Here is a 19312-nt window from a genome sequence, read left to right as displayed (position 1 = left end):
AGCACGGCATGCTCACGCGAGATGCAAATCCTGCACCCCGGTATCAATATGGTCGGCCCAGAACGCCACGCTTTCGGCAATCTCCGCCACCACATTGCTGTCGGTGGGTTCGCGCTCTTTGAAGCTTAGCTCGAGGCAAATCTCGTTATCCTGCGCGCCGCCGCGCGCCAGCGCCTCAAGCAGCGGCTGCGGCTGAATGCGACCGCCGGCATTGTACTGCAATGTAAAGGGCCTGTGCCCGCCTTTATCCATCATGCTCTGCTTTATATGGATGATGGGCGAAAAGCGCGGCACCGCTTCAGCCCACGCGTAAGGATCGTAGTCACGCGGATCGTCAGAGGTGACATCGCCATGATCGATATCCGCCATCATCCACATCGGCAGGGCAAACTGTGCCGCGCTCAGCCGCTGTTGCAGCGCCATACAGGCGGGAATGGTTTCGCCAAATTCGCGCCCGACGCTCATCGGTTCCCAGAACAGGTAACGCAGACCGGCCGCTTTGGCGTGTTCCGCCACTTCCGCCCAGCAGTCAATGGCGATGGCAATCAGCGCTTCACGCCGCGCTGCATCGTTAAAATCCCGCTGGGTGAAGATGGCAAACTGCGAGCCCACCGCGACGCCGCCCAGTTCCGCGGTGATGTCGGCAAAGGTCTTGAACCAGTCAATGTAGTAGCGACGTACCGCCGCATCCGGATGACCAAAATGGTTGAGGCGACCATACGGGCCGGTCATGCCGGAGGTGACGCGCACGCCGGTGTCACGCAGCGCCTGCTGCATGCGGCGCGTCATGTGGGTGAGCGTGGCAGCAGGCCAGCCGGGATTGATAAATTCATGCGTCAGCTGCAGATCGCGGATGCGGATCTGCTGCGCCACGGTGTGAATTAAATCGCCGGGATCGGCGAAGCGGTTCACCAGCGGATTGGTATTCAGCGAAAGCGTTAATGGCATGCGGCACCTCTCAGCCAGCGTGGGCGCGCAGCGGCGCGGCAGGGTGGAAAGTCTGTTCGAACCACTGGCTGAACGCGGTGCGCTGTGCAGCGCTCAGGTGCAGCTGATGTTTGGTGCGACGCCAGAGAATGTCTTCCGGCTGCTGCGCCCATTCGTACTGCACCAGGTAGCGCACCTCGGCCTCATACAGCTGGCCGCCAAAATGCTCACCAAGATCGCTCAGCGAACCGGCGGTGCCCAGCAGCGTGCTCATACGCGCACCGTACAGTCGCGCATAGTGCTTACGCAGCGGCTGCGGCAGCCACGGCCAGCGCGTTTTGATCTCCTCCAGGAAGCTGTCAAAATCGGCATGGGCGATCTCGCCGCCCGGCAGCGTGGCGCTGCGCGTCCAGTCCACGCCCATGTTGGGGAAAAACGGCGCCAGCTGTTGCAGCGCATGCTCGGCCAGCTTGCGGAACGTGGTAATTTTGCCGCCGAACACGTGCAGCAGCGGGGCATCCTGTTGATTATCGAGGTCGAACACATAATCCCGCGTCACCGCCGAGGGGTTGCCTTTGCCGTCGTCAAACAGCGGCCGTACGCCGGAGAAGCGGGTAATTACATCGCTGGCGCGCAGCTTAACCTTGAAGTAGCGATTCACCACGTCAATCAGATACTGCTGCTCGCTATCATCCGCACTGACATCTTCCGCTTTGCCCTGCCAGGGAATGTCGGTGGTGCCGATTAACGCTTTATCACCCTCATAGGGATTGATAAAAATCACCCGCTTGTCGGTGTTTTGCACCAGATAGGCCTGCTGGCCCTCCCAGAATTTCGGCACGATGAGGTGCGAGCCTTTCACCAGCCGCACGCTGCGCTGGCTTTGCGTGTGGCTAACCTGATTGACGATATCCAGCACCCACGGCCCGGCGGCATTCACCAGCGCGCGGGCGAACACCGTACGCTGCGCGCCGCTGGCCTGATCCTGCAGGGTAATCTGCCATTTGCCCGGCAGACGATGCGCTGCCACGCAGCGGGTGCGTGGCAAAATAGTGGCGCCGCGCTCGGCGGCATCCAGCGCATTGAGCGTCACCAGCCGGGCATCGTCCACCCAGCAATCGGAGTACTCAAAGCCTTTCTGGTAGCTGTCCAGCAGCGGCGCGCCTTCAGGATCGCGCGCCAGATCGAGCACGCGCGTGCCCGGCAGTTTTTTGCGTCCGCCAAGGTGGTCATACAGGAACAGCCCCAGCCGCACCAGCCACGCCGGACGATCGGACGGGCTGTGCGGCAGCACAAAGCGCATCGGCCAGATAATGTGCGGCGCCGCGTTCAGCAGCACCTCGCGTTCAATCAGCGCCTCGCGCACCAGGCGGAATTCGTAGTACTCCAGATAGCGCAGGCCGCCGTGCACCAGTTTACCGGAGCGCGAGGAGGTGCCTGCGGCAAGATCGTCTTTTTCACACATCATTACCGACAGCCCGCGCCCGGCGGCATCGCGCGCGATACCGGCACCGTTAATGCCACCGCCGATCACAAACAGATCCAACGTGTTGTCACTCATGCGTTACTCCTTAAAACTGTTTAATGCCTGCCAGGCGGCAGGAAGATCGCGGCGGATCTGCTGATATTGAGGGAACAGCTGCTGGTAGCGCTGCATCAGCGCAGGCGATGGCGCTTCGGCGTCGTCCAGCAGCGGGCGCACCCAGCGTTCAACACAGTGCGCCATGTCCGGATACGCGCCAATCGCCACCGCCGCCATCATGGCCGCACCCGCTGCGCCGGCTTCCTCACGCTGGCTGATGCGCACCGGCGCGCCGATGCAGGCAGCAAGGATTTGTCTGAGCGGCTGCGATCGCACCGCACCGCCGGTAAGGCGAATTTCTCCCGGCAGCGTGGCGCCCATCGCCTGATAACAGTCGCGAGCTGCCATGCCGATGCCTTCAATCACGCCGCGCACCAGGTCGCCAAAGTTGTGCTGGTAGTTGAGGCCGGTGAAACTGGCGCGCGCGTCGGCGTTGACGAACGGTCCGCGTTCACCGGCCAGCGAAATGTAAGGATGGAACAGCAGGGTGCCTGGCTGCGCGTCGTTGAGCCAGCGATCGATCTGCTGCACCAGCCGCGCATGATCGGTTTCACAGCCAAAGCTGCTCAGCAGATCGCTGGCCACGTTCAGCAACCAGTCGAGATTGAGCGTGGAGGCCATGTTGGTTTGTACCTGAGTGACATAACCTGGCCACGGCAGCGGGATCACGTAGCCGGTTTGCGCCGGGTTGAGCCATACCTCGTCAATGGTGACGCTGCGCAGATGCACGCCGGTTGAGCCGACAATCGAACAGGCGGTATTGGCTTCACCGGTGTGCACCCCGGCACCGAGCGCGGTCATCGCCATATCGACATAGCCGAGACACACCGGCGTGCCAGCCAGCAGGCCGGTTTGCCGGGCGGCGTCAGCGGTCAGGCCATGGGTGATTTGCGTGCCGTCGATAATCTCCGGCAGCAGGTGGCGCCGGTGGTTAAGCCCCAGCGCGTCAATCACCGTATCGTCGTAGCGCTGGTGGCGATAGTTGCCAAAGGTAAAGCTGGCTTCAGACGGGTCGGTGGCGCGCACGCCGGTCAGATTGAGATAGAGCCAGTCCTTGCAGTGCAGCGCCACTTCGGCGCGCGCCAGCAGTTCGGGATAGTGCTGGTCCATGTGCGCCAGCTGCGCACCCTGCTGGCAGGTGTTAAGACCGGTACCGGTGGCCTGAAAGCGTGCGGCGGCCAGCGGCTGCTGATTGAGTTTTTCCACCGTGGCGGCGGCGCGGGCATCCAGCCAGATCCACGCATCATCCACCGGCTGATTATCAACACCGACCAGCCAGCTGCCGTCGCCCTGGGCGGTCACCGCTACGGCCACCACGCGCGCCGCCAGATTCTCCACCCGATCGCCGAGCTTGTGAATCGCACTGACCGCATCCTGCCAGGTTTGCGTCATTGACTGCTGGGCGGCACCGCCTGCGCTGCGGTAATAGCGATTGCGCGCCGACGCGCACGCCAGCTGGTTACCTTCCAGATCAAACGCCACCGCTTTAACCACCGAGGTGCCGGAATCCAGACCCAGAATGATATCGCCACTCTCCACATACACCTCCGTTCGCTGCTCCCGGTGCGGGAACCCCTGTTTGGTTTATCCGCAGCCTTGTTAATGAGCTGTGATGATTTTGCTAAATACTGTCTTACACCACTTCTCATGGAGATAACATATCTGATGTATTATTTTTCTAAAAAAAGAATAAATTTCACACCGGATGGCGAGTTCGATCACAAAATCAGCAGGGATTGCGGATGCACCTGGACACTGTGAAAGGTTTTTAATGATTGTATTAAAGGGGTTTTTAAACGGATTTGGGGTGATTGCAGGCAAATAAGCGATCCAGATCGCGCTGTGCGAAAAATTGCGCGCCACCTGTTGACAATTTAGTCACAACAGCACAATTCTCATCACACAAGTTATCACATTTATAACATTGCAGGGCGATGAACATCGTCGCTGTGCATCCTGAGAGGTCACGTTATGTCCGAGGTCTCAATCTTAACGCAGCAGCTGGCACGCAAACGTCGGCGGCGCTACACGTTCAGCGGTGTGGTGATCGTGGCGCTGGTGGCTGCCATGGCGCTGGATACCAAAGTGGTGCGCATCGGTTCGGCAGACGACGCGCGTCAGCAGGGCTTCTCCGCAGACAGCTACGGGCAGAAAACCTTTCCCGGCATCCAGCAGGATGTCGAAGCGCGCGCGGTGGATGCCGCCACGCTGGCGGCCGCACTGAACAGCGATCGGCAGCAGGCGGTGGCCAGATACGGTGTCGGCTCGCCGCTGCCGGTGCTGCCGGTCAAACTGCAGGGCGTGGTGCAGCCGGGGCAAATGGGTGTTTTCCCGTTACAGGTCGCCGGTCTGCCGGCGGGCACGCAGCTGCGGTTGCAAACCGGCCCGGCGATCACCGGCACCGATCTGCGTGATGCCAGCGGCAAAATTAAGTTTGGTGATTTTACTAATCAGATCGAATACCAGAACGCCGGGGCGGCGATTAACCGCGCCATGAAAGCGGCGGTGCTGGAGAAACTGGACCGCGACGCGCTGCCGGGCAAAACCGTGCAGGTGGTCGGCGTGTTCCGCCTGCTCAGTCCGACCAACTGGCTGATTACGCCGGTGCGCGTGGAGGTGCAATGAAACCGTTCAACGTCAATCCGGCGCTGCTGAAAGGAGAAGTGATTCTGCAGGCGCGCAACGTCAGCAAAGTATATGGCTCCACCCATGCGCTGAAAGGCGTCAATTTTGAAATCCGCCGCGGCGAAGTTACCACGCTGTTTGGTGAAAACGGCGCCGGTAAATCGACGCTGATGAAAATTCTTTCTGGCGTGATTACGCCAACATCCGGGGAAATTCTGTTAAACGGCGAAGCAAAGGTGTTCCGTTCGGCCACCGAGGCGCGCGACTGTGGTATCTCGATTATTCATCAGGAGCTGAATCTCGCGCCCAACATGAACGTGCGCGACAACATTTTTATGGGGCGCGAAATCATGCGGCCCGGCGGGGTGGATTACGCCGAAGAGGCGCGGCTGACCCGCCATCTGATGGCGGCGCTGGAGGAGGAGATTGATCCGCTGACGCCGGTGGAGAACCTGCGTCTCGGGCAGCAGCAGATTGTGGAGATCGCCCGCGCGCTGTCGGTGAATTCACAAATCCTGATCATGGATGAACCGACCTCGGCGCTCAGCGCGGCGGAAGTGGCGGTGCTGTTCCAGGTCATCCGCGATCTGACCAGTCAGGGCGTGGCGATTGTGTATATCTCACACCATCTGGAGGAAGCACTGGAGATCACCGATCGCGCTGTGGTGCTGCGTGACGGCGTGATGACCGCTTATGCCCGGCGCGACGAGATCGACCTCGAATGGATCGTGCGCAACATGGTGGGAGAGCACTTCGACCTCGGTTCACCGCCCGGCGGCTATGCCTTCGGCGGTGACGCGCTGACGGTGCAGGCGTTAACCGTGAAAAGCAAAACCGGCATCCGGCTGGTGGATCAGCTGTCGCTGACGGTGCAGGCAGGCGAGATTGTCTGCATTTATGGCCTGATGGGCGCGGGGCGCACCGAGCTGCTGGAGTGTCTCGCCGGACGGCTGAAGCAGAGCAGCGGGCACATCCTGCTGCAGGATACCGAGATCTCCGCGCTGTCGCTGTCGCAGCGCATCAAAATGGGGCTGGCGCTGGTCCCGGAGGATCGTCAGCGCGACGGGCTGGTGCAGACCATGACGGTGGGCGAGAACCTGTCGCTGGCCAGCATCAGCGAGTTTGTGCGCGGACTGGTGCTGTCAACGCGACGGGAGAAACAGCTGATTAGTGACAGCATTCGTAACGTGACGGTCAAGACTGCCGGCGGTGAAGCGGCTATCGGTTCCCTGTCCGGCGGCAATCAGCAAAAGGTGGTGATCGGCAAAATGCTCGCCACCCGACCCAAAGTGATTCTGCTGGATGAACCGAGCCGCGGCATCGATATCGGTGCCAAAGCCGAAGTGTTTCGTCTGCTGGCGGAGAATGCCAGCAAAGGGCTGGCGGTGGTTTACACCACCTCAGAAGTGGGCGAGTGCCTGAGTATCGCGCACCGCATCGTGGTGATGAGCAAAGGGCGCATCTCGGCCATCTTCGACGCCAGCGTGAGCAAAGAACGCATTATGGCCGCTTCGGGCGAGTCTCTGGTGGCATGACATGAAAAACGGAGCAAACGGTATGACTGACAGAACCCAAACGCTGGATAGCGCACCGCGGGTGGCGAAACCGGCCAGCGGCAAGCGCCTCAATCTGGCGCGGCTGCTGCTGGAAGGGCGTGCCTTTATCGCGCTGCTGGTGATTATCGCCACTTTCTCCCTGCTATCGCCCAACTACTTTACCGGCGCGAACTTCCTCACCATGGCATCGCATGTGGCCATCTTCGGTTTGCCGGCGATCGGCATGCTGCTGGTGATCCTCAACGGCGGAATTGATTTGTCAGTCGGCTCGACGCTGGGACTGGCTGGCGTGATGGCCGGCTTTATGATGCAGGGCATCAACCTTGAAGCGCTGGGCGTGGTGCTCTATCTGCCAGTGTGGGCGGTGGCAATTCTGACGCTGGTGCTGGGCGCGCTGGTGGGACTAGTCAACGGCGTGCTGATTGCGATTTTTCGCGTCCCGGCGTTTGTCGCCACGCTCGGCACCATGTATGTGGCGCGCGGTATCGCGCTGCTGATCACTAACGGTCTGACCTACAACAAACTCTCCGGCAGCGAAGCGCTGGGCAATACTGGTTTCGACTGGCTCGGTTTTAACCGCCTGTTCAACATCCCGGTCGGCGTGCTGGTGCTCGGCGCAGTGGCGCTGGCCTGCGGCTTCCTGCTGAGTCGCTCGGCGTTTGGCCGCTGGCTGTATGCCTCGGGCGGTAACGAGCGCGCCGCCGATCTTTCCGGCGTGCCGGTGAAACGCATCAAAATCAGCGTCTACGTGCTGTCGGGTATCTGTGCGGCGATGGCCGGGCTGGTGCTCTCTTCGCAGCTGACCTCCGCCGGTCCGACCGCGGGCACCACCTACGAGCTGACCGCCATTGCAGCGGTAGTGATTGGCGGTGCGGCGCTGACCGGAGGACGCGGTAACGTGCGCGGCACGCTGCTGGGCGCGTTCGTGATTGGCTTTCTCTCTGATGGCTTGGTGATTATCGGCGTTTCTGCCTACTGGCAGACGGTGTTCACTGGCGCCGTGATTGTGCTGGCGGTATTGCTCAACACCCTGCAATACGGCCGGCGCGGTCGCTAACCCTGTGCGCGCTGGCCGGCTGGCGCGCGAGTAACCGTAAAACAAACCTGTACCCTAATAATAACGGAGCACCTATGTTCAATAAACGTCTGTTTATCGCCGCCGCCGCGATGGCCATCTCCACCTTTGCCTTACCCAGCTGGGCCAACAACGGCCTGATGACCATCATCGTCAACGATCCCTCCAACCCTTACTGGCTGACTGAGGGCCAGGTCGCGCAGAAGGCGGCGGAGAAGCTGGGCTACAGTGCCAAAGTCAGCGCGCACAAAGGGGATACCAACACCGAAAGCCAGCTGATTGATACGGCGATCACCAATAAATCGAAGGCGATCATTCTCGATCCGGCTAACGCCGACGGCTCGATTGGCTCGGTAAAGAAAGCCATCGCCGCCAATATTCCGGTGTTCGTGATCAATGCCGAACTGAACCAGAGCGGGCTGGCTAAAGCGCAGCTGGTGTCGAATAACGCACAGGGCGCGGCAGTAGGCGCGATGGAGTGGGTGAAGCAGGTGGGTGACAGCGCCAGCTATGTCGAGCTGGTGGGACCGCCGTCGGATAACAACGCCGCCACGCGCGCCAACGGTTTCGATACCGTGCTGTCTCAGTACCCGACGCTTAAGAAAGTCGGCCAGGAAGTGGCGAACTGGGATCGCACCCAGGGCTTCAATAAAATGCAGTCGCTGCTGCAGGCTAATCCGAACATCAAAGGGGTGATCAGCGGTAACGATGAGATGGCGCTGGGTGCTATCGCCGCCCTGAAGGAAGCCGGCAAACTCAGCCAGGTCAAAGTGGGCGGGTTTGACGGTTCACCGGATGCGGTCGACGCGGTTAAAGCCGGTACGCTGGCCTATACCGTGATGCAGCCGGTGGCACAGTTTGCGCAGAAGGCGGTAGAGCAGGCGGACACCTTCCTCAAAACCGGCAAAACCGGTGTAGCACAGGAGAAGCAGCTGTTTGACTGTATCCTGATCACCAAAGACAACGCCGGTGATTTCGTTTCGCCGTTTGTCCTGAAGCAGTAAGTCAGATTACCGATGGCGGCGTTCTGGCCGTCATCGGTTGCCTGCTGCGCGCCTGATTTGCAAAAGAAACGTTTACGCGCTGTAATCAAAGCCGAAACTGCATTTCCGCTTCACTTTCCGGACGAAACATGGCGCATAACCCGCAAGAGACCTCCGCTGGTCACTTCCTGAATGAAACCTTACCGGGCGACAGCCGTCAGGCGCGTCAGCTGGCACGACGCCAGCTCATAGCCGAAGCCGTGATGGCCGAAGGCGCGGTGCGTATCGAAGATATTACTGAGCGCTTCGGGATCAGCCTGATGACCGCCCATCGCGATATTGATGAGATGGTTGAGCGTGGGCTGCTGCATAAATCACGCGGCGTGGTCTCTGCCACACCAACCAGCCTGGTGGAATCCAGCGATCTCTACCGTGCCACGCGCCAGCTGGAAGAGAAACAGGCGATTGCCGAAGTGGCCGCTGGCTACCTTGAACCCGGCCAGGCGCTGTTTCTTGATGATTCTACTACCGTGCTGCAGATGGCGCGGCTGCTACCGGCCAAAGCGCCGCTCACGGTAATCACCAACTCGCTGACGTTAATGAATGAATTACGTAACGGTCGCGATATCACCCTGATGGGGCTCGGCGGCCAGTTTCATCACTGGTGTAACGCCTTTATGGGACGCATGACGCGAGACGAAATCGCCAGCCTGCGCGCCGATGTGTTTTTTGTCAGCATGTCGGCGATTATTGATGATGCGGTGTTTCATCAGTCGGCCGAGACGGTGGAGACTAAGCGCGCGATGTTCGAGGCGGCGCAGAAGCGCATCCTGATGATGGATAACACCAAGTTTGAGCGGCGCGCGCTGCATCGCTTTGCCCACCTGAGCGAGTTTGATGTGGTGATCGTCAATCAGGGCACGCCGGTGCCGGTGCTACGTCGCCTGCAGGAGCTGGGGGTGAATGTGGTGGTGGCACCGATGAAAACCGGGCAGGGACGCACAGAGGCGTAATGCCCGGTTTGCGCCTTAGCCAGGGCCGATGAAGAAGCCGGCGATGGTGGCGCTCATCAGATTGGAGAGCGTTGCGGCGATCAGCGCGCGCAGGCCCAGCCGCGCGATTTCCGGGGTGCGCTCTGGTGCGACGGCAGAAAAGGCGCCGACCACCACGCCAATCGAACCAAAGTTAGCAAAGCCGCACAGGGCGAACGAGACGATGGCGATGGTTTTGCCGTCGAGCGCGCCCGTCTGATGCAGATAAGGTGAAAAGCTGATGTAGGCAACAAACTCGTTCACCACCAGTTTCTGACCTATCAGACTGCCCGCCAGCGCCGCATCGTGCCACGCCACGCCCATCAGCCACGCCAGCGGGGCCAGCGCGAAGCCGAGTATTCCCTGCAGGCTGATGTCGCCGTGACCAAACCAGCCGCCGATGCCGCCAAGTATGCCGTTGAGCATCGCGATGATACCGACAAACGCCATCACCACCGTCGCCAGACCGGCGGCTATTTTCATCCCGGTAATCGCTCCGCTGGCGGCGGCTTCAATCAGGCTGCGTGCCGGCGTGTCGCTAAACGACAGGTTGGTAAAAGTCACCTGCGATGCTTCCGTTGCCGGACTGAGCAGCCGGGCGAACAGAATGCCGCCAGGAATGGCCATCAGCGAGGCGGCCAGCAGATATTCAATCGGTACCCCCAGCCCGGCATAGCCGAGCATAGTGGAACCGGCTATTGAAGCCATGCCGCTGCAGATGGCGGTGAACAGTTCGTTGCGATTGAGACGGTTGACGAAGGGTTTGACGATGGCCGGGATCTCATTCTGCCCGAGGAAAATGGTGGTGACCGCCACGAAGGATTCGATCTTACTGATGTTGAGCGCGCGCTGAAAGATGCCGCCCAGCAGCCGAATGATGGCGCCCATCACGCCAATATAGTAGAGCACGCTAACCAGCGCGGTGATAAAGATGATGGCCGGCAGAACGTGAAAAGCGAATACAAAGCCGGCGCCGTTAAACACCTTGTCCATTTGCGGTCCGGCCAGCGCGCCAAACAGAAACGCGCTGCCCGCATCACTGTAAGCCAGCGCCTGATGCACGCCGCTGGCGACTTTTTCCGCCAGCCATTTGCCCGGCGGCAAATAGAGGATCGCGCCGCCGAGGGCAATCTGAATCAGTAACGCGGCACCGGTGGTGCGCAGACTGATGTGCTTTTTATTTACTGACAGCAGAAACGCGATCGCCAGTAATACCACCATACCCAGAACACTTCTCATTATATCCATCATGATATTTCCTGATGTCAGCCTGGTGAGGTTGCATAGCGGTATGGGCGACCACTTTCTGCCCATATTGTGGGGTTAAATGATTAGCGGTACCTGCGCACGCAGTCTTCGACTAAATCCCAGAACCATGCGGTATCCAGCGTGATGCCCACTTTGGTGTTTGCCGGTTTCCCCAGCACGCCCAGCGCATCACACACCGTGCGGCCATAGCAGGGACCGCTGTTGACATCGATTTCGACAAACATCGGCTGAACGTTGAAGGCATCCGGATTGATTAGATAGGCGACGCAGGTCGCATCGTGCACCGGACCACCCGCCAGACCGTAATTGTCGTGCTGGGTTTTCAGCGTAAAATTCATCATATCGCTGAACAGCTTGCCGGCAGGGCCGCCAGCCTTTTCCATGCGGGTAATGATGTCCGGCGTGCACACCGTCTGGTGCGTTAAGTCGAGGCCCATCATCACCAGCGGGGCGCCGGCGGTAAATACCACGCGCGCGGCTTCCGGGTCGGCAAAAATATTAAACTCCGCCGACGGGGTAAAATTACCGGTGCCGTAAGCGCCGCCCATCAGCACAATTTCACGGATTTTAGGAATGATTTTCGGCTGCATGCGCATCGCTACTGCAATATTAGTGAGCGGGCCGACCGGCACCAGCGTGATATCCCCGTCGCTGTTCATCAGCGTATCGATAATAAAGTTCACCGCGTGCTTTGTTTCCGCCTTACGCGTCAGCGGGCCGAACACCGGGCCGTCAAGACCGGTTTCGCCGTGAATATTATCGGCGACGATCTGCTGGCGCATAATCGGCTGCGGCATGCCGGCATAAACTGGCGTGTCAATATTCAGCATCTGGCAAACGTTCAGGCCGTTGACCAGCGTTTTGTCCAGAATTTGATTGCCTGCCACGATACTGATACCGAGCAGTTCAATCGAAGGATGTTTCGCGGCCAGCATGATGGCGATGGCATCATCATGACCGGGATCACAGTCCAGAATAATTTTACGTGCTGTCATGGTTTACTCCTCAGCCTCTTTATTTATCACCTTAATTTCATTGCAGAAATTTTCCGGTGCGGTAGGGTAGAGGCCTTCACCTTAGCAGCGGCGTGACACGCCAGCGTATGAGAAATCTCATAGTGGACATCGAATGATGAAAGAAATAAATAATGACGCGCTGAAGCAACAGTTAATAATGGCGTCCGGCTATTGCGATAAATTTTCAGCCGATGTGATCCCGCACACACATTTATTTCATATTCTTGCCGGGGACTATATTGTGCGTGAGGGGGCTCTGCCGTCGTATATGTTTTATCTGGCGCGCGGTCGCACCAAACTGTATGTCACGCTGGCCAATGGCCGTATTTCGCTGGTGGATTTCTTTAATGCGCCCTGTTTTATTGGCGAGATTGAAGTGCTGGATGAAACGCATGCTTCACGCGCGGTACAAGCGATTGAAGCCTGCTGGTGCCTGGCGCTGCCGGTGAAAACCTGCCGCACGCTATTGTTAAATGATGCACAGTTCCTGCGCCACGCCTGCCTTGGCCTGGTGAAAAAGAATTTCCGCAATATTGTCACCTCAACACGCAATCAGGCGTTTCCGCTGGTTAACCGGCTGGCGGCCTTTATCCTGCTGACCCAGCATGATGGTGTATATAAAGAAAAGCATACGCAGGTAGCGGAGTACCTTGGCGTGACCTATCGCCACCTGCTGTATGTGTTTGCGCAGTTCAGCGCAGAAGGGGTGCTGCGTAAGCAGCAGGGGGGTTATGCGATCGGTAACCGCGCGGCGCTGACGGCCTTAGCCGAAGAGATGGAACCCGGCGCAGCGCTGCCGGGTCACTGAGGTTTATGCGCCCTGGCGGGTGGCCGCCAGCACGATTTCCCGCACGCAGACCGACTGCGGCTGCGAATAGGCGTAATCGATGGCGCTGGCCACATCGTCTGCGCTGAGCACCTTGCCGCCCATTTCGGCTTTCCACGCGTGATAACTGTCCTTAATTGCTTCGCTGGTGGTGTGGCTCAACAGTTCAGTTTCAACAGCGCCGGGTGCGATGACGATCACGCGTACATTGTGCGGCGACAGCTCTTCGCGCAGGTTCTCTGACATGCCATGCACAGCGAATTTAGTGCCAACATACACTGCATGATTAGGAAACGTCTTCCGTCCGGCCACTGAGCTGATGTTAATGATCGTGCCCCTTTTAAGGTCAATCATGCCTGCGGTGACCGCCTGCACGCCATTGAGCAGGCCTTTCACGTTGACGTCGAACATCTTATCCCATTCGCCGGCATCCTGTTGTTCAATCGCGCCGAGCAGCATCACGCCCGCATTGTTAATCAGCGCATCGACCGGGCCAAACTGCTGCTCAGCATCCTGCACTGCGGTGGTCAATGCGTGGCGATCGGTCACATCAACCGCGCGGCACAGGGTATTGGGCAGGTTCAGTGCCGTCATACGATCGATACGGCGAGCCAGCAGCAGCAGGGCATGTCCACGCGCCGAAAGCAGCTTTGCCGTGGCAAGACCGATACCGGAGCTGGCGCCGGTGATGACGATTAAGGGTTTAACATTCTGCGTCATAATGACTTCCTCATAGATAAAATTAATGGCGAAGCTGAGGCGTGCACTTTAAATCGCGCGGCAATTGGTGAAAAATGGTTTATTTCTTTCGCCGATATAATGATTTTCTATGGATAAGCGACAGCTAAAAGCTTTTATCTGCGTGTTTGAAGAGCGCAACATCACGCGCGCCGCACAGTTACTCAATCTGACGCAGCCCGCGCTCTCGGCCACGATCAAACTGCTGGAAGAGGAGCTGGCCACCACGCTTTTTATCCGCAGGCCGCGCGGCGTGGAGGTCACGGAGGACGCTCGCGTCCTTTATCCGCAGGCGCGCAAGATGCTCAGCGATATGCAGGCGCTGGTGACACGCTTTCGGCAGCCGTCGGATTGTCTGCCGTTGAAGATTGGCGTTGAAGGGGATGTCGCCCCCGCCCAGCTGGCGCAACTGCTGACGGCCATCCGGCAACATTTTCCCACGGTGCTGCTTAACGTCGAGCCCGGTTGCGTGGGCGATATCCGGCTGGCGTGTGAAAGCCTGCGCTGCGAAGACGAGCTGTTTATGCCGCTGTTTGAAGAGCACTACGTGCTGGCGTATCCCGCCAGTCATGCGCTAAATCAGCTGGAAACGCTGACCCATGATCAGTTGCATCCGCTGTCGTGGGTGATGGTGCCGACTGATGAGTCACATCAGCGGCTGCTGCCGTTTTACGGTGCGGGTGCGGCAGCGGCCAACGCCGGCAGCTACGCGCTGGCGCTGGATCTGGCGGAAGCCGGCTTTGGCGTCACCATTGCGCCGGCGCCGCTGGTTGCCGCGCGGCATCGCCTGGCCTGGCGCGCTTTACCCGGTCAGCCGCTGATGCGGCGTGTCGGCATTTGCTATGCGGTTCAGGCGCAGGCCAATCCGGCGGTAGAACGGCTGCTGGCGCACTTCAGCCACGGCGCGCCTTTGCGTACTTCGTGATAGATCCGGTACGCTGCCGGGCGCACCGGTTCAAAGCAGATTAGCGCGGGTTCATCATGTCAAATATGGCGTCAAAATTGCCGTCGCGTTCGGCCCAGCGCCGCGTATAGTCGCGCTCCAGCAGCAGTTCGCCGCGCGCGACCGGACCATTTTCCAGCATCTGCAGAATCTGCGCGATATAGTCGTCCAGCGGCATGGCACGGGGATCGCTGAGCTGGTGATCACCGGTCAGCGCCGTCTGTAGATATGGCGGCAGCATTTCCAGCACCTCAACCGGGGTATTACGCAGCTGATGACGCAGCGAAACCAGCCAGGAATGCAGAAAGGCTTTGCTGGCGCAGTAGGTGGGAAAACTGGCCAGCGGCATGAAGGCCAGCGCGGAACTGGTTGCCATCAGCGTGGCCTGCGGCTGACGGCGCAGCAGCGGCAAAAACGCGGCGGTGACGCGAATCACACCGAGGATGTTGGTCATCACGATTTGCTCAGCAATATCACTGGTCCATTCGTCTGTCGTCACCGTTTCCGGCTGCGAGATACCGGCGTTGGCGATCAGCACGTTGATATGCGGGAACTGCGCGTGAATCGCCGCAGAACAGCGGGCGAGGGCGGTGGTGTCATTAACGTCCAGAGCAAAGCCGGTAATGGCCGGGCGCTGGGCGGTGATCTCATCGAGCAGCGCCTGACGTCTGCCGGTGATAATGACGCGGTTACCGCGATCGTGAAAAACCTCGGCCATGCGGCGGCCAATACCGCTGGTTGCGCCGGTGATGAGCAGGGTGTTGTTGGTCAGTTTCATAGTGTGCCTTGTCAGTCAGAGAATGAAAGGCCACGTGCAGTGATGCACTGCTAGCGATCCCGTGAAACAGGATGCGTAGAAAGCGTGAACGATGCCGTGGCGCTGTTCCGGTTTTCCTCTGCGCAGAGGCCCATTCCGGTTCAGGGCGCGTTGGATGACGGTAACGCCTACGGCAAGTCAGAAGTGAGATGCGCGCTTACTATATAGCGAGCCGGGGAGGGATGTCTATCCTGTCGTCCTGTTCCTGCAGACTGTGGCGTTTCGTTTTCTGACCATGATCAGTTATGCTGATTTGTATTAAAAATCATAAAGGAATTATAAAGTGCGCACCCGCGATTCGGCTCGTTTGCTTATTATAAATCCCCTTAATCAGGTTTTATTATTCTGGTTTAAGCATAAAAATAATGCCCTGTCAGGCAGAGAATACTGGGCTACACCCGGTGGAGGCGTTGAACCGGGAGAGACTTTTGAACAGGCAGCTATCAGAGAGCTCAGAGAAGAAACAGGCTTTTATGTCGATGATGTGGGTCAGCCGTTAACTGAGCGCATTTTTGAAATGACGCTTCCCAGCGGTGAGGTGGTTTTGGCAAATGAACGATTTTATTTAATTAAAGTTGGAGATGAAGATATCTGTACCAGTGGTTGGACTGAAAATGAAAAGTCAGTCATTGATAGTTATCACTGGTGGGATCTTACTGAGCTGCGAAACACTCGCGACGTCGTTTATCCAATAAATATTGCTGATCTCTGCACATTGCCGGATTAATTACGCGACGTGTCATAGCGTTGAGCGTATGAATCTATCATTGCCGCTTTCAAATGGAATCTTATTGCAGGTGATCAGAGTATGTTCAGTGGAGCCGACACACGCTCAGGGAAGCAAAGTTTGAAGCATGAACTCACGGCAATGCTTGCAGAATTTATACAGGTATTTCAGGATTTTCAGCAGGTAGCCTAAGCGGCCTGGTCAGCTTAGCTCACAGCGATCAGGTCAGCTTTGCCCCTGTAATCAAATGGCGCATAATGTATATTATGTTAAATAAGGTATCTGATCACGTATCTCAATCTTTCAGTTTCGCCCTTCACGCCTCTTACCTGTCCCACCGGTCTGTTTGATTGACACTACTGCGTTATCCTGGTGCGCATCAATGCGCACCCTACAAGTCAGCTTCGCACTTTGTGGCTTTTATCATGTCTTTAGCTCATCCAGCATGACAACGCTACGCGAAAACTTCCCGGTTATCCCTCAGCGCTTTTGTCAGATTTCATGTAGCGCGATCGGTCTGTTTGCTGAATATCACGATGTCATCCAGGTGCGCATCAATGCGCACCCTGCAATGCCACTCCGCACTGCACAATCGCAGGGGCGCCATTCATGGCGACCGAACCCGGCGCCGTCAGCGGATTGCCACCCTCATTTATCTTTAAAATAATCTTCCGGCATTTGTCCCGGCGGCATGTTGATTACGGCATCATTATCCGGACCTTCATTCTTCATGTAGGTCACTTTGGCAAACTCAGGAATCACTACGTACGGATACGCTGGCCCTTCATCACGGAAACGATGCATATCTTCGATGAATTCATTCTGATAGCAGATGGTTTTTTCCGGATGCTGTCCTTCGCCGGCAATCCACTGCGGGAAAAAGATGGTGCCGTGAATCACCTTGCGGTTGATATCAAACAGCAGACTGACGCAGGTGCCGGTCGGCTCGTGCCAGTCAACTTTATAAATGCCCGGTGCAAACTGCACCGCATTCATGCTTTGGTTGGTCACCCAACGGCCACCAACCAATCCCTGATGGATACGATAATCACAGGTCGTCGCGTTGCGCGCGTACCACTCATATTTCCAGCCATTATCATAGGTATAAACGAAATGCGTCCCGACAAACGCAGACAAATCTTTGGAAAATTCATCCGTTATCATGGTGTTATCCATTGTTTACCTCATCAGCAGTTTGTTGAAGCAGGAATAGTAAGTTATAGCGCCTGTGAGAAAACCAGACGGCAAATTAACAAAAAAATCCGCTTCCTGAGCGTGCTGCCGGCTTGACAGCGTCCGTCCCCTGCTCTTTTTCTTCTGCCGGACTCCCTGTCATCCCTTGATTTAGCCTGGCTTTATGTCAAGTGCACATGAATACCAGCAAAAAAAGTATTCATGTGCACTTAGTCCACCTGGTTCAAATCTGGAAACTCTCCGTCGGTGTTACCAAAATCGCATGCCGGTTAAATGCAGGGTCCTGGCGATGCCACCGACGGCGATCAGCGCCAGCACAATGCCCAACCCCGCCATCGCTTCAAATCCAAGGTGTCTGAACAGCAGATAACCGACAACGCAGCCGGACAGAAATGAGAAGATCGTAACCAGATGAGTAAAAAGCACGGTTCGATGGCCATCGCGATCGGCGGCCTCGCTTTGACTGAAGGATGCGCGTAGCCAGGATCCCAGTGCGATGCCGGCGTCGGTCAGTGTGCCGGTCACGTGCGTGGAGCGAACACGACCGGAAGAAAGCTGGGTTGAGGTTGAGTTATGGATGCCCATCAGCAGACTCAGCGTAACCAGAATTTCGCCGTTGTTTCGTTCGGAATACCACAGGATTTCTACCAGGGAGGTCAGCAGCAGGAAAATACCCTCTGCCAGCAGCACCAGACAGTAAATGGTGCGCAGATTCCGCTTCAGGCCGTAAGCTACCGTCAAACGCGCCAGCATGGCACCACAGACAAAAGCAAAAATCAGCACGGCCAGAAACAGCAGATCGTGCAGGTCAGAACCATTTACCTCTGCCGAAATTTGCGAGGTGTTGCCGGTCATATGGGAAGGGAAAAAACCAAATGCGCCAAACGCCATGGCGTTGAGGATACCGGCCGTGGTGGCCAGCGTTAACGCCAGCAGGCGGTCTTCGCTGTGAGAGCGGATTTTCTTCTTGCGCAACAGCATAATCTATTCAGCACTCCTTTGAGAGATTCTCGGGTTGGTCGGGTCTCATCCTTATCAAGCATAGCGGCTATGCTCCGACTCACGGCTAATCCTCTGCTTTTATTACTTTTAAATCCTCCGCTGCCACATCGTGTCGCTGTCATTTTTTTGTCATTTCCACGTCAGCGGAATGTTGGTCCCCGGCGCTTACAGTGGTGCATGAACCCCGATTAATTATGAGGACCGATCATGACATTACGCAAAATCACGGCGCTGACCGCGCTGGTAATCTCTGCCCTGAGTGCCGGACTGGCGCACGCCGACAGCGCTGCCGCGCCGCAGGAAGTTAAAAATATTGTGCTGGTCCATGGCCTGTATGCTGATGGCTCCAGCTGGGGAAAAGTCATCCCACTGTTGCAGGCGAAAGGTCTGCACGTCACCGCGGTACAAAACCCAACGACGTCGCTGAATGATGACGTGGCGGCGGTGAAACGCGCGCTGGCACAGCAGGACGGACCGGTGATTCTGGTTGCGCACTCCTACGGCGGCATGGTTATCAGTCAGGCGGGCGATGAACCTGAAGTGAAGGGGCTGGTATATATAGCGGCGCGCGCGCCGGAGGCCGGTGAAGATTATCCGGCGCTCACCAAAAAGTTCCCTGCCGCACCCGTTGCCGCTGGCCTGAAGTGGCGTGACGACGGCTTTGGCGCGCTCAGTGAACAGGCGTTTATCCACGACTTTGCCGGCGATCTGCCGGAAAGCGAAGCGCGGGCTTATTACGCCGTTCAGCAACCGATGGGTAAAGCCATTACCCAGGCGAAAACCAGCGTGGCGGCCTGGCATAGCAAACCGAGCTGGTATGCGGTGTCGACGGGGGATCGCACTATCAATCCGGATCTGCAGCGCTTTATGGCGAAACGCATGCATGCGCAGACTATCGAACTCAAGGCCAGCCATGTGTCGCTGATTTCCCAGCCGCAGGCGGTGGCAAATCTGATCATGAAAGCCGCGCACGTACCAGGGTATTGAGCGCACCCTTACCG

The 19312-nt window shown here is 57.8% G+C and carries 18 protein-coding genes; 9 read left to right on the top strand and 9 right to left on the bottom strand.

What is annotated here, in order from left to right:
- Positions 1-12: 12 nt before the first annotated feature.
- The 3 genes from C1N84_RS09470 to C1N84_RS09460 are packed head-to-tail and all read right to left on the bottom strand — an operon-like array spanning position 13 to position 4048.
- The gene (locus tag C1N84_RS09470; protein WP_264247998.1) at positions 13-948 is read right to left on the bottom strand and encodes a sugar phosphate isomerase/epimerase family protein; all 936 of its coding nucleotides are present in this window, start codon (positions 946-948) and stop codon (positions 13-15) included.
- Positions 949-958: 10 nt separating this feature from the next.
- Positions 959-2488, bottom strand: coding sequence for a glycerol-3-phosphate dehydrogenase (locus C1N84_RS09465; RefSeq protein WP_264441263.1), 1530 nt, complete (start codon positions 2486-2488; stop codon positions 959-961).
- Positions 2489-2491: 3 nt separating this feature from the next.
- Positions 2492-4048 (bottom strand): FGGY-family carbohydrate kinase, encoded by a 1557-nt coding sequence (locus tag C1N84_RS09460; RefSeq protein WP_264443562.1) that lies wholly within the window; start codon positions 4046-4048, stop codon positions 2492-2494.
- A gap of 432 nt (positions 4049-4480) precedes the next feature.
- On the opposite strand from C1N84_RS09460, the gene C1N84_RS09455 reads away from it, so the two are divergent.
- The 5 genes from C1N84_RS09455 (at position 4481) to C1N84_RS09435 (ending at position 9761) form a co-directional block, all read left to right on the top strand.
- Entirely contained in the window at positions 4481-5134 is a 654-nt protein-coding gene (locus C1N84_RS09455) for a DUF2291 domain-containing protein (protein WP_264443560.1), read from the top strand.
- Positions 5131-6669: a sugar ABC transporter ATP-binding protein gene (locus C1N84_RS09450; protein WP_021506048.1), complete on the top strand. Its 1539-nt coding sequence runs from the start codon at positions 5131-5133 to the stop codon at positions 6667-6669. Before C1N84_RS09455 ends, C1N84_RS09450 begins: the two co-directional genes overlap by 4 nt.
- 22 nt (positions 6670-6691) lie before the next feature.
- Entirely contained in the window at positions 6692-7747 is a 1056-nt protein-coding gene (locus C1N84_RS09445) for an ABC transporter permease (RefSeq protein ID WP_058758647.1), read from the top strand.
- 74 nt (positions 7748-7821) lie between these two features.
- A complete protein-coding gene (locus C1N84_RS09440; protein WP_021506046.1) occupies positions 7822-8769 on the top strand; it encodes a D-ribose ABC transporter substrate-binding protein in 948 nt (315 codons plus the stop codon).
- 128 nt (positions 8770-8897) lie between these two features.
- Positions 8898-9761 (top strand): DeoR/GlpR family DNA-binding transcription regulator, encoded by an 864-nt coding sequence (locus C1N84_RS09435; protein WP_021506045.1) that lies wholly within the window; start codon positions 8898-8900, stop codon positions 9759-9761.
- A gap of 15 nt (positions 9762-9776) precedes the next feature.
- Here C1N84_RS09435 and C1N84_RS09430 read toward each other — a convergent pair whose 3' ends face one another.
- Both C1N84_RS09430 and rihB read right to left on the bottom strand, forming a co-directional pair.
- Positions 9777-11027 carry a NupC/NupG family nucleoside CNT transporter gene (locus C1N84_RS09430; protein WP_264443682.1) on the bottom strand — a complete coding sequence of 417 codons (1251 nt, stop codon included), beginning with the start codon at positions 11025-11027 and terminating at the stop codon, positions 9777-9779.
- Positions 11028-11110: 83 nt separating this feature from the next.
- Positions 11111-12043 carry a ribosylpyrimidine nucleosidase gene (gene rihB, locus C1N84_RS09425; protein ID WP_058769797.1) on the bottom strand — a complete coding sequence of 311 codons (933 nt, stop codon included), beginning with the start codon at positions 12041-12043 and terminating at the stop codon, positions 11111-11113.
- Positions 12044-12179: 136 nt separating this feature from the next.
- Here rihB and yeiL point away from each other — a divergent pair, with 136 nt between their 5' ends.
- Positions 12180-12872, top strand: coding sequence for a transcriptional regulator YeiL (gene yeiL / locus C1N84_RS09420; RefSeq protein WP_132462948.1), 693 nt, complete (start codon positions 12180-12182; stop codon positions 12870-12872).
- 3 nt (positions 12873-12875) lie between these two features.
- On the opposite strand, the gene C1N84_RS09415 is transcribed toward yeiL, so the two are convergent.
- Positions 12876-13610 carry an SDR family oxidoreductase gene (locus tag C1N84_RS09415; RefSeq protein WP_264443554.1) on the bottom strand — a complete coding sequence of 245 codons (735 nt, stop codon included), beginning with the start codon at positions 13608-13610 and terminating at the stop codon, positions 12876-12878.
- A 109-nt stretch (positions 13611-13719) separates the two neighbouring features.
- Between C1N84_RS09415 and C1N84_RS09410 the strand changes: the two genes are divergently transcribed.
- A complete protein-coding gene (locus tag C1N84_RS09410) occupies positions 13720-14553 on the top strand; it encodes a LysR family transcriptional regulator (protein ID WP_152391003.1) in 834 nt (277 codons plus the stop codon).
- A 40-nt stretch (positions 14554-14593) separates the two neighbouring features.
- On the opposite strand, the gene C1N84_RS09405 is transcribed toward C1N84_RS09410, so the two are convergent.
- Positions 14594-15349, bottom strand: coding sequence for an SDR family oxidoreductase (locus tag C1N84_RS09405; RefSeq protein WP_264443551.1), 756 nt, complete (start codon positions 15347-15349; stop codon positions 14594-14596).
- 322 nt (positions 15350-15671) lie between these two features.
- Here C1N84_RS09405 and C1N84_RS09400 point away from each other — a divergent pair, with 322 nt between their 5' ends.
- Entirely contained in the window at positions 15672-16115 is a 444-nt protein-coding gene (locus tag C1N84_RS09400; protein ID WP_264443549.1) for an NUDIX hydrolase, read from the top strand.
- 648 nt (positions 16116-16763) lie between these two features.
- On the opposite strand, the gene C1N84_RS09395 is transcribed toward C1N84_RS09400, so the two are convergent.
- Together C1N84_RS09395 and C1N84_RS09390 are read right to left on the bottom strand one after the other, a co-directional pair.
- Complete coding sequence (locus tag C1N84_RS09395; protein ID WP_058758650.1) at positions 16764-17279, bottom strand: phenolic acid decarboxylase; 516 nt, start codon at positions 17277-17279, stop codon at positions 16764-16766.
- A 279-nt stretch (positions 17280-17558) separates the two neighbouring features.
- On the bottom strand, positions 17559-18290 hold the full coding sequence (locus tag C1N84_RS09390) for a YoaK family protein (protein WP_021506033.1): 732 nt from the start codon (positions 18288-18290) through the stop codon (positions 17559-17561).
- A gap of 228 nt (positions 18291-18518) precedes the next feature.
- Here C1N84_RS09390 and C1N84_RS09385 point away from each other — a divergent pair, with 228 nt between their 5' ends.
- The gene (locus tag C1N84_RS09385) at positions 18519-19298 is read left to right on the top strand and encodes an alpha/beta hydrolase (RefSeq protein WP_264443545.1); all 780 of its coding nucleotides are present in this window, start codon (positions 18519-18521) and stop codon (positions 19296-19298) included.
- Positions 19299-19312 lie beyond the last annotated feature (14 nt).

It is taken from the genome of Pantoea sp. SGAir0418 (assembly GCF_043529865.1).
This window is presented reverse-complemented; position numbering and strand designations above follow the sequence as displayed.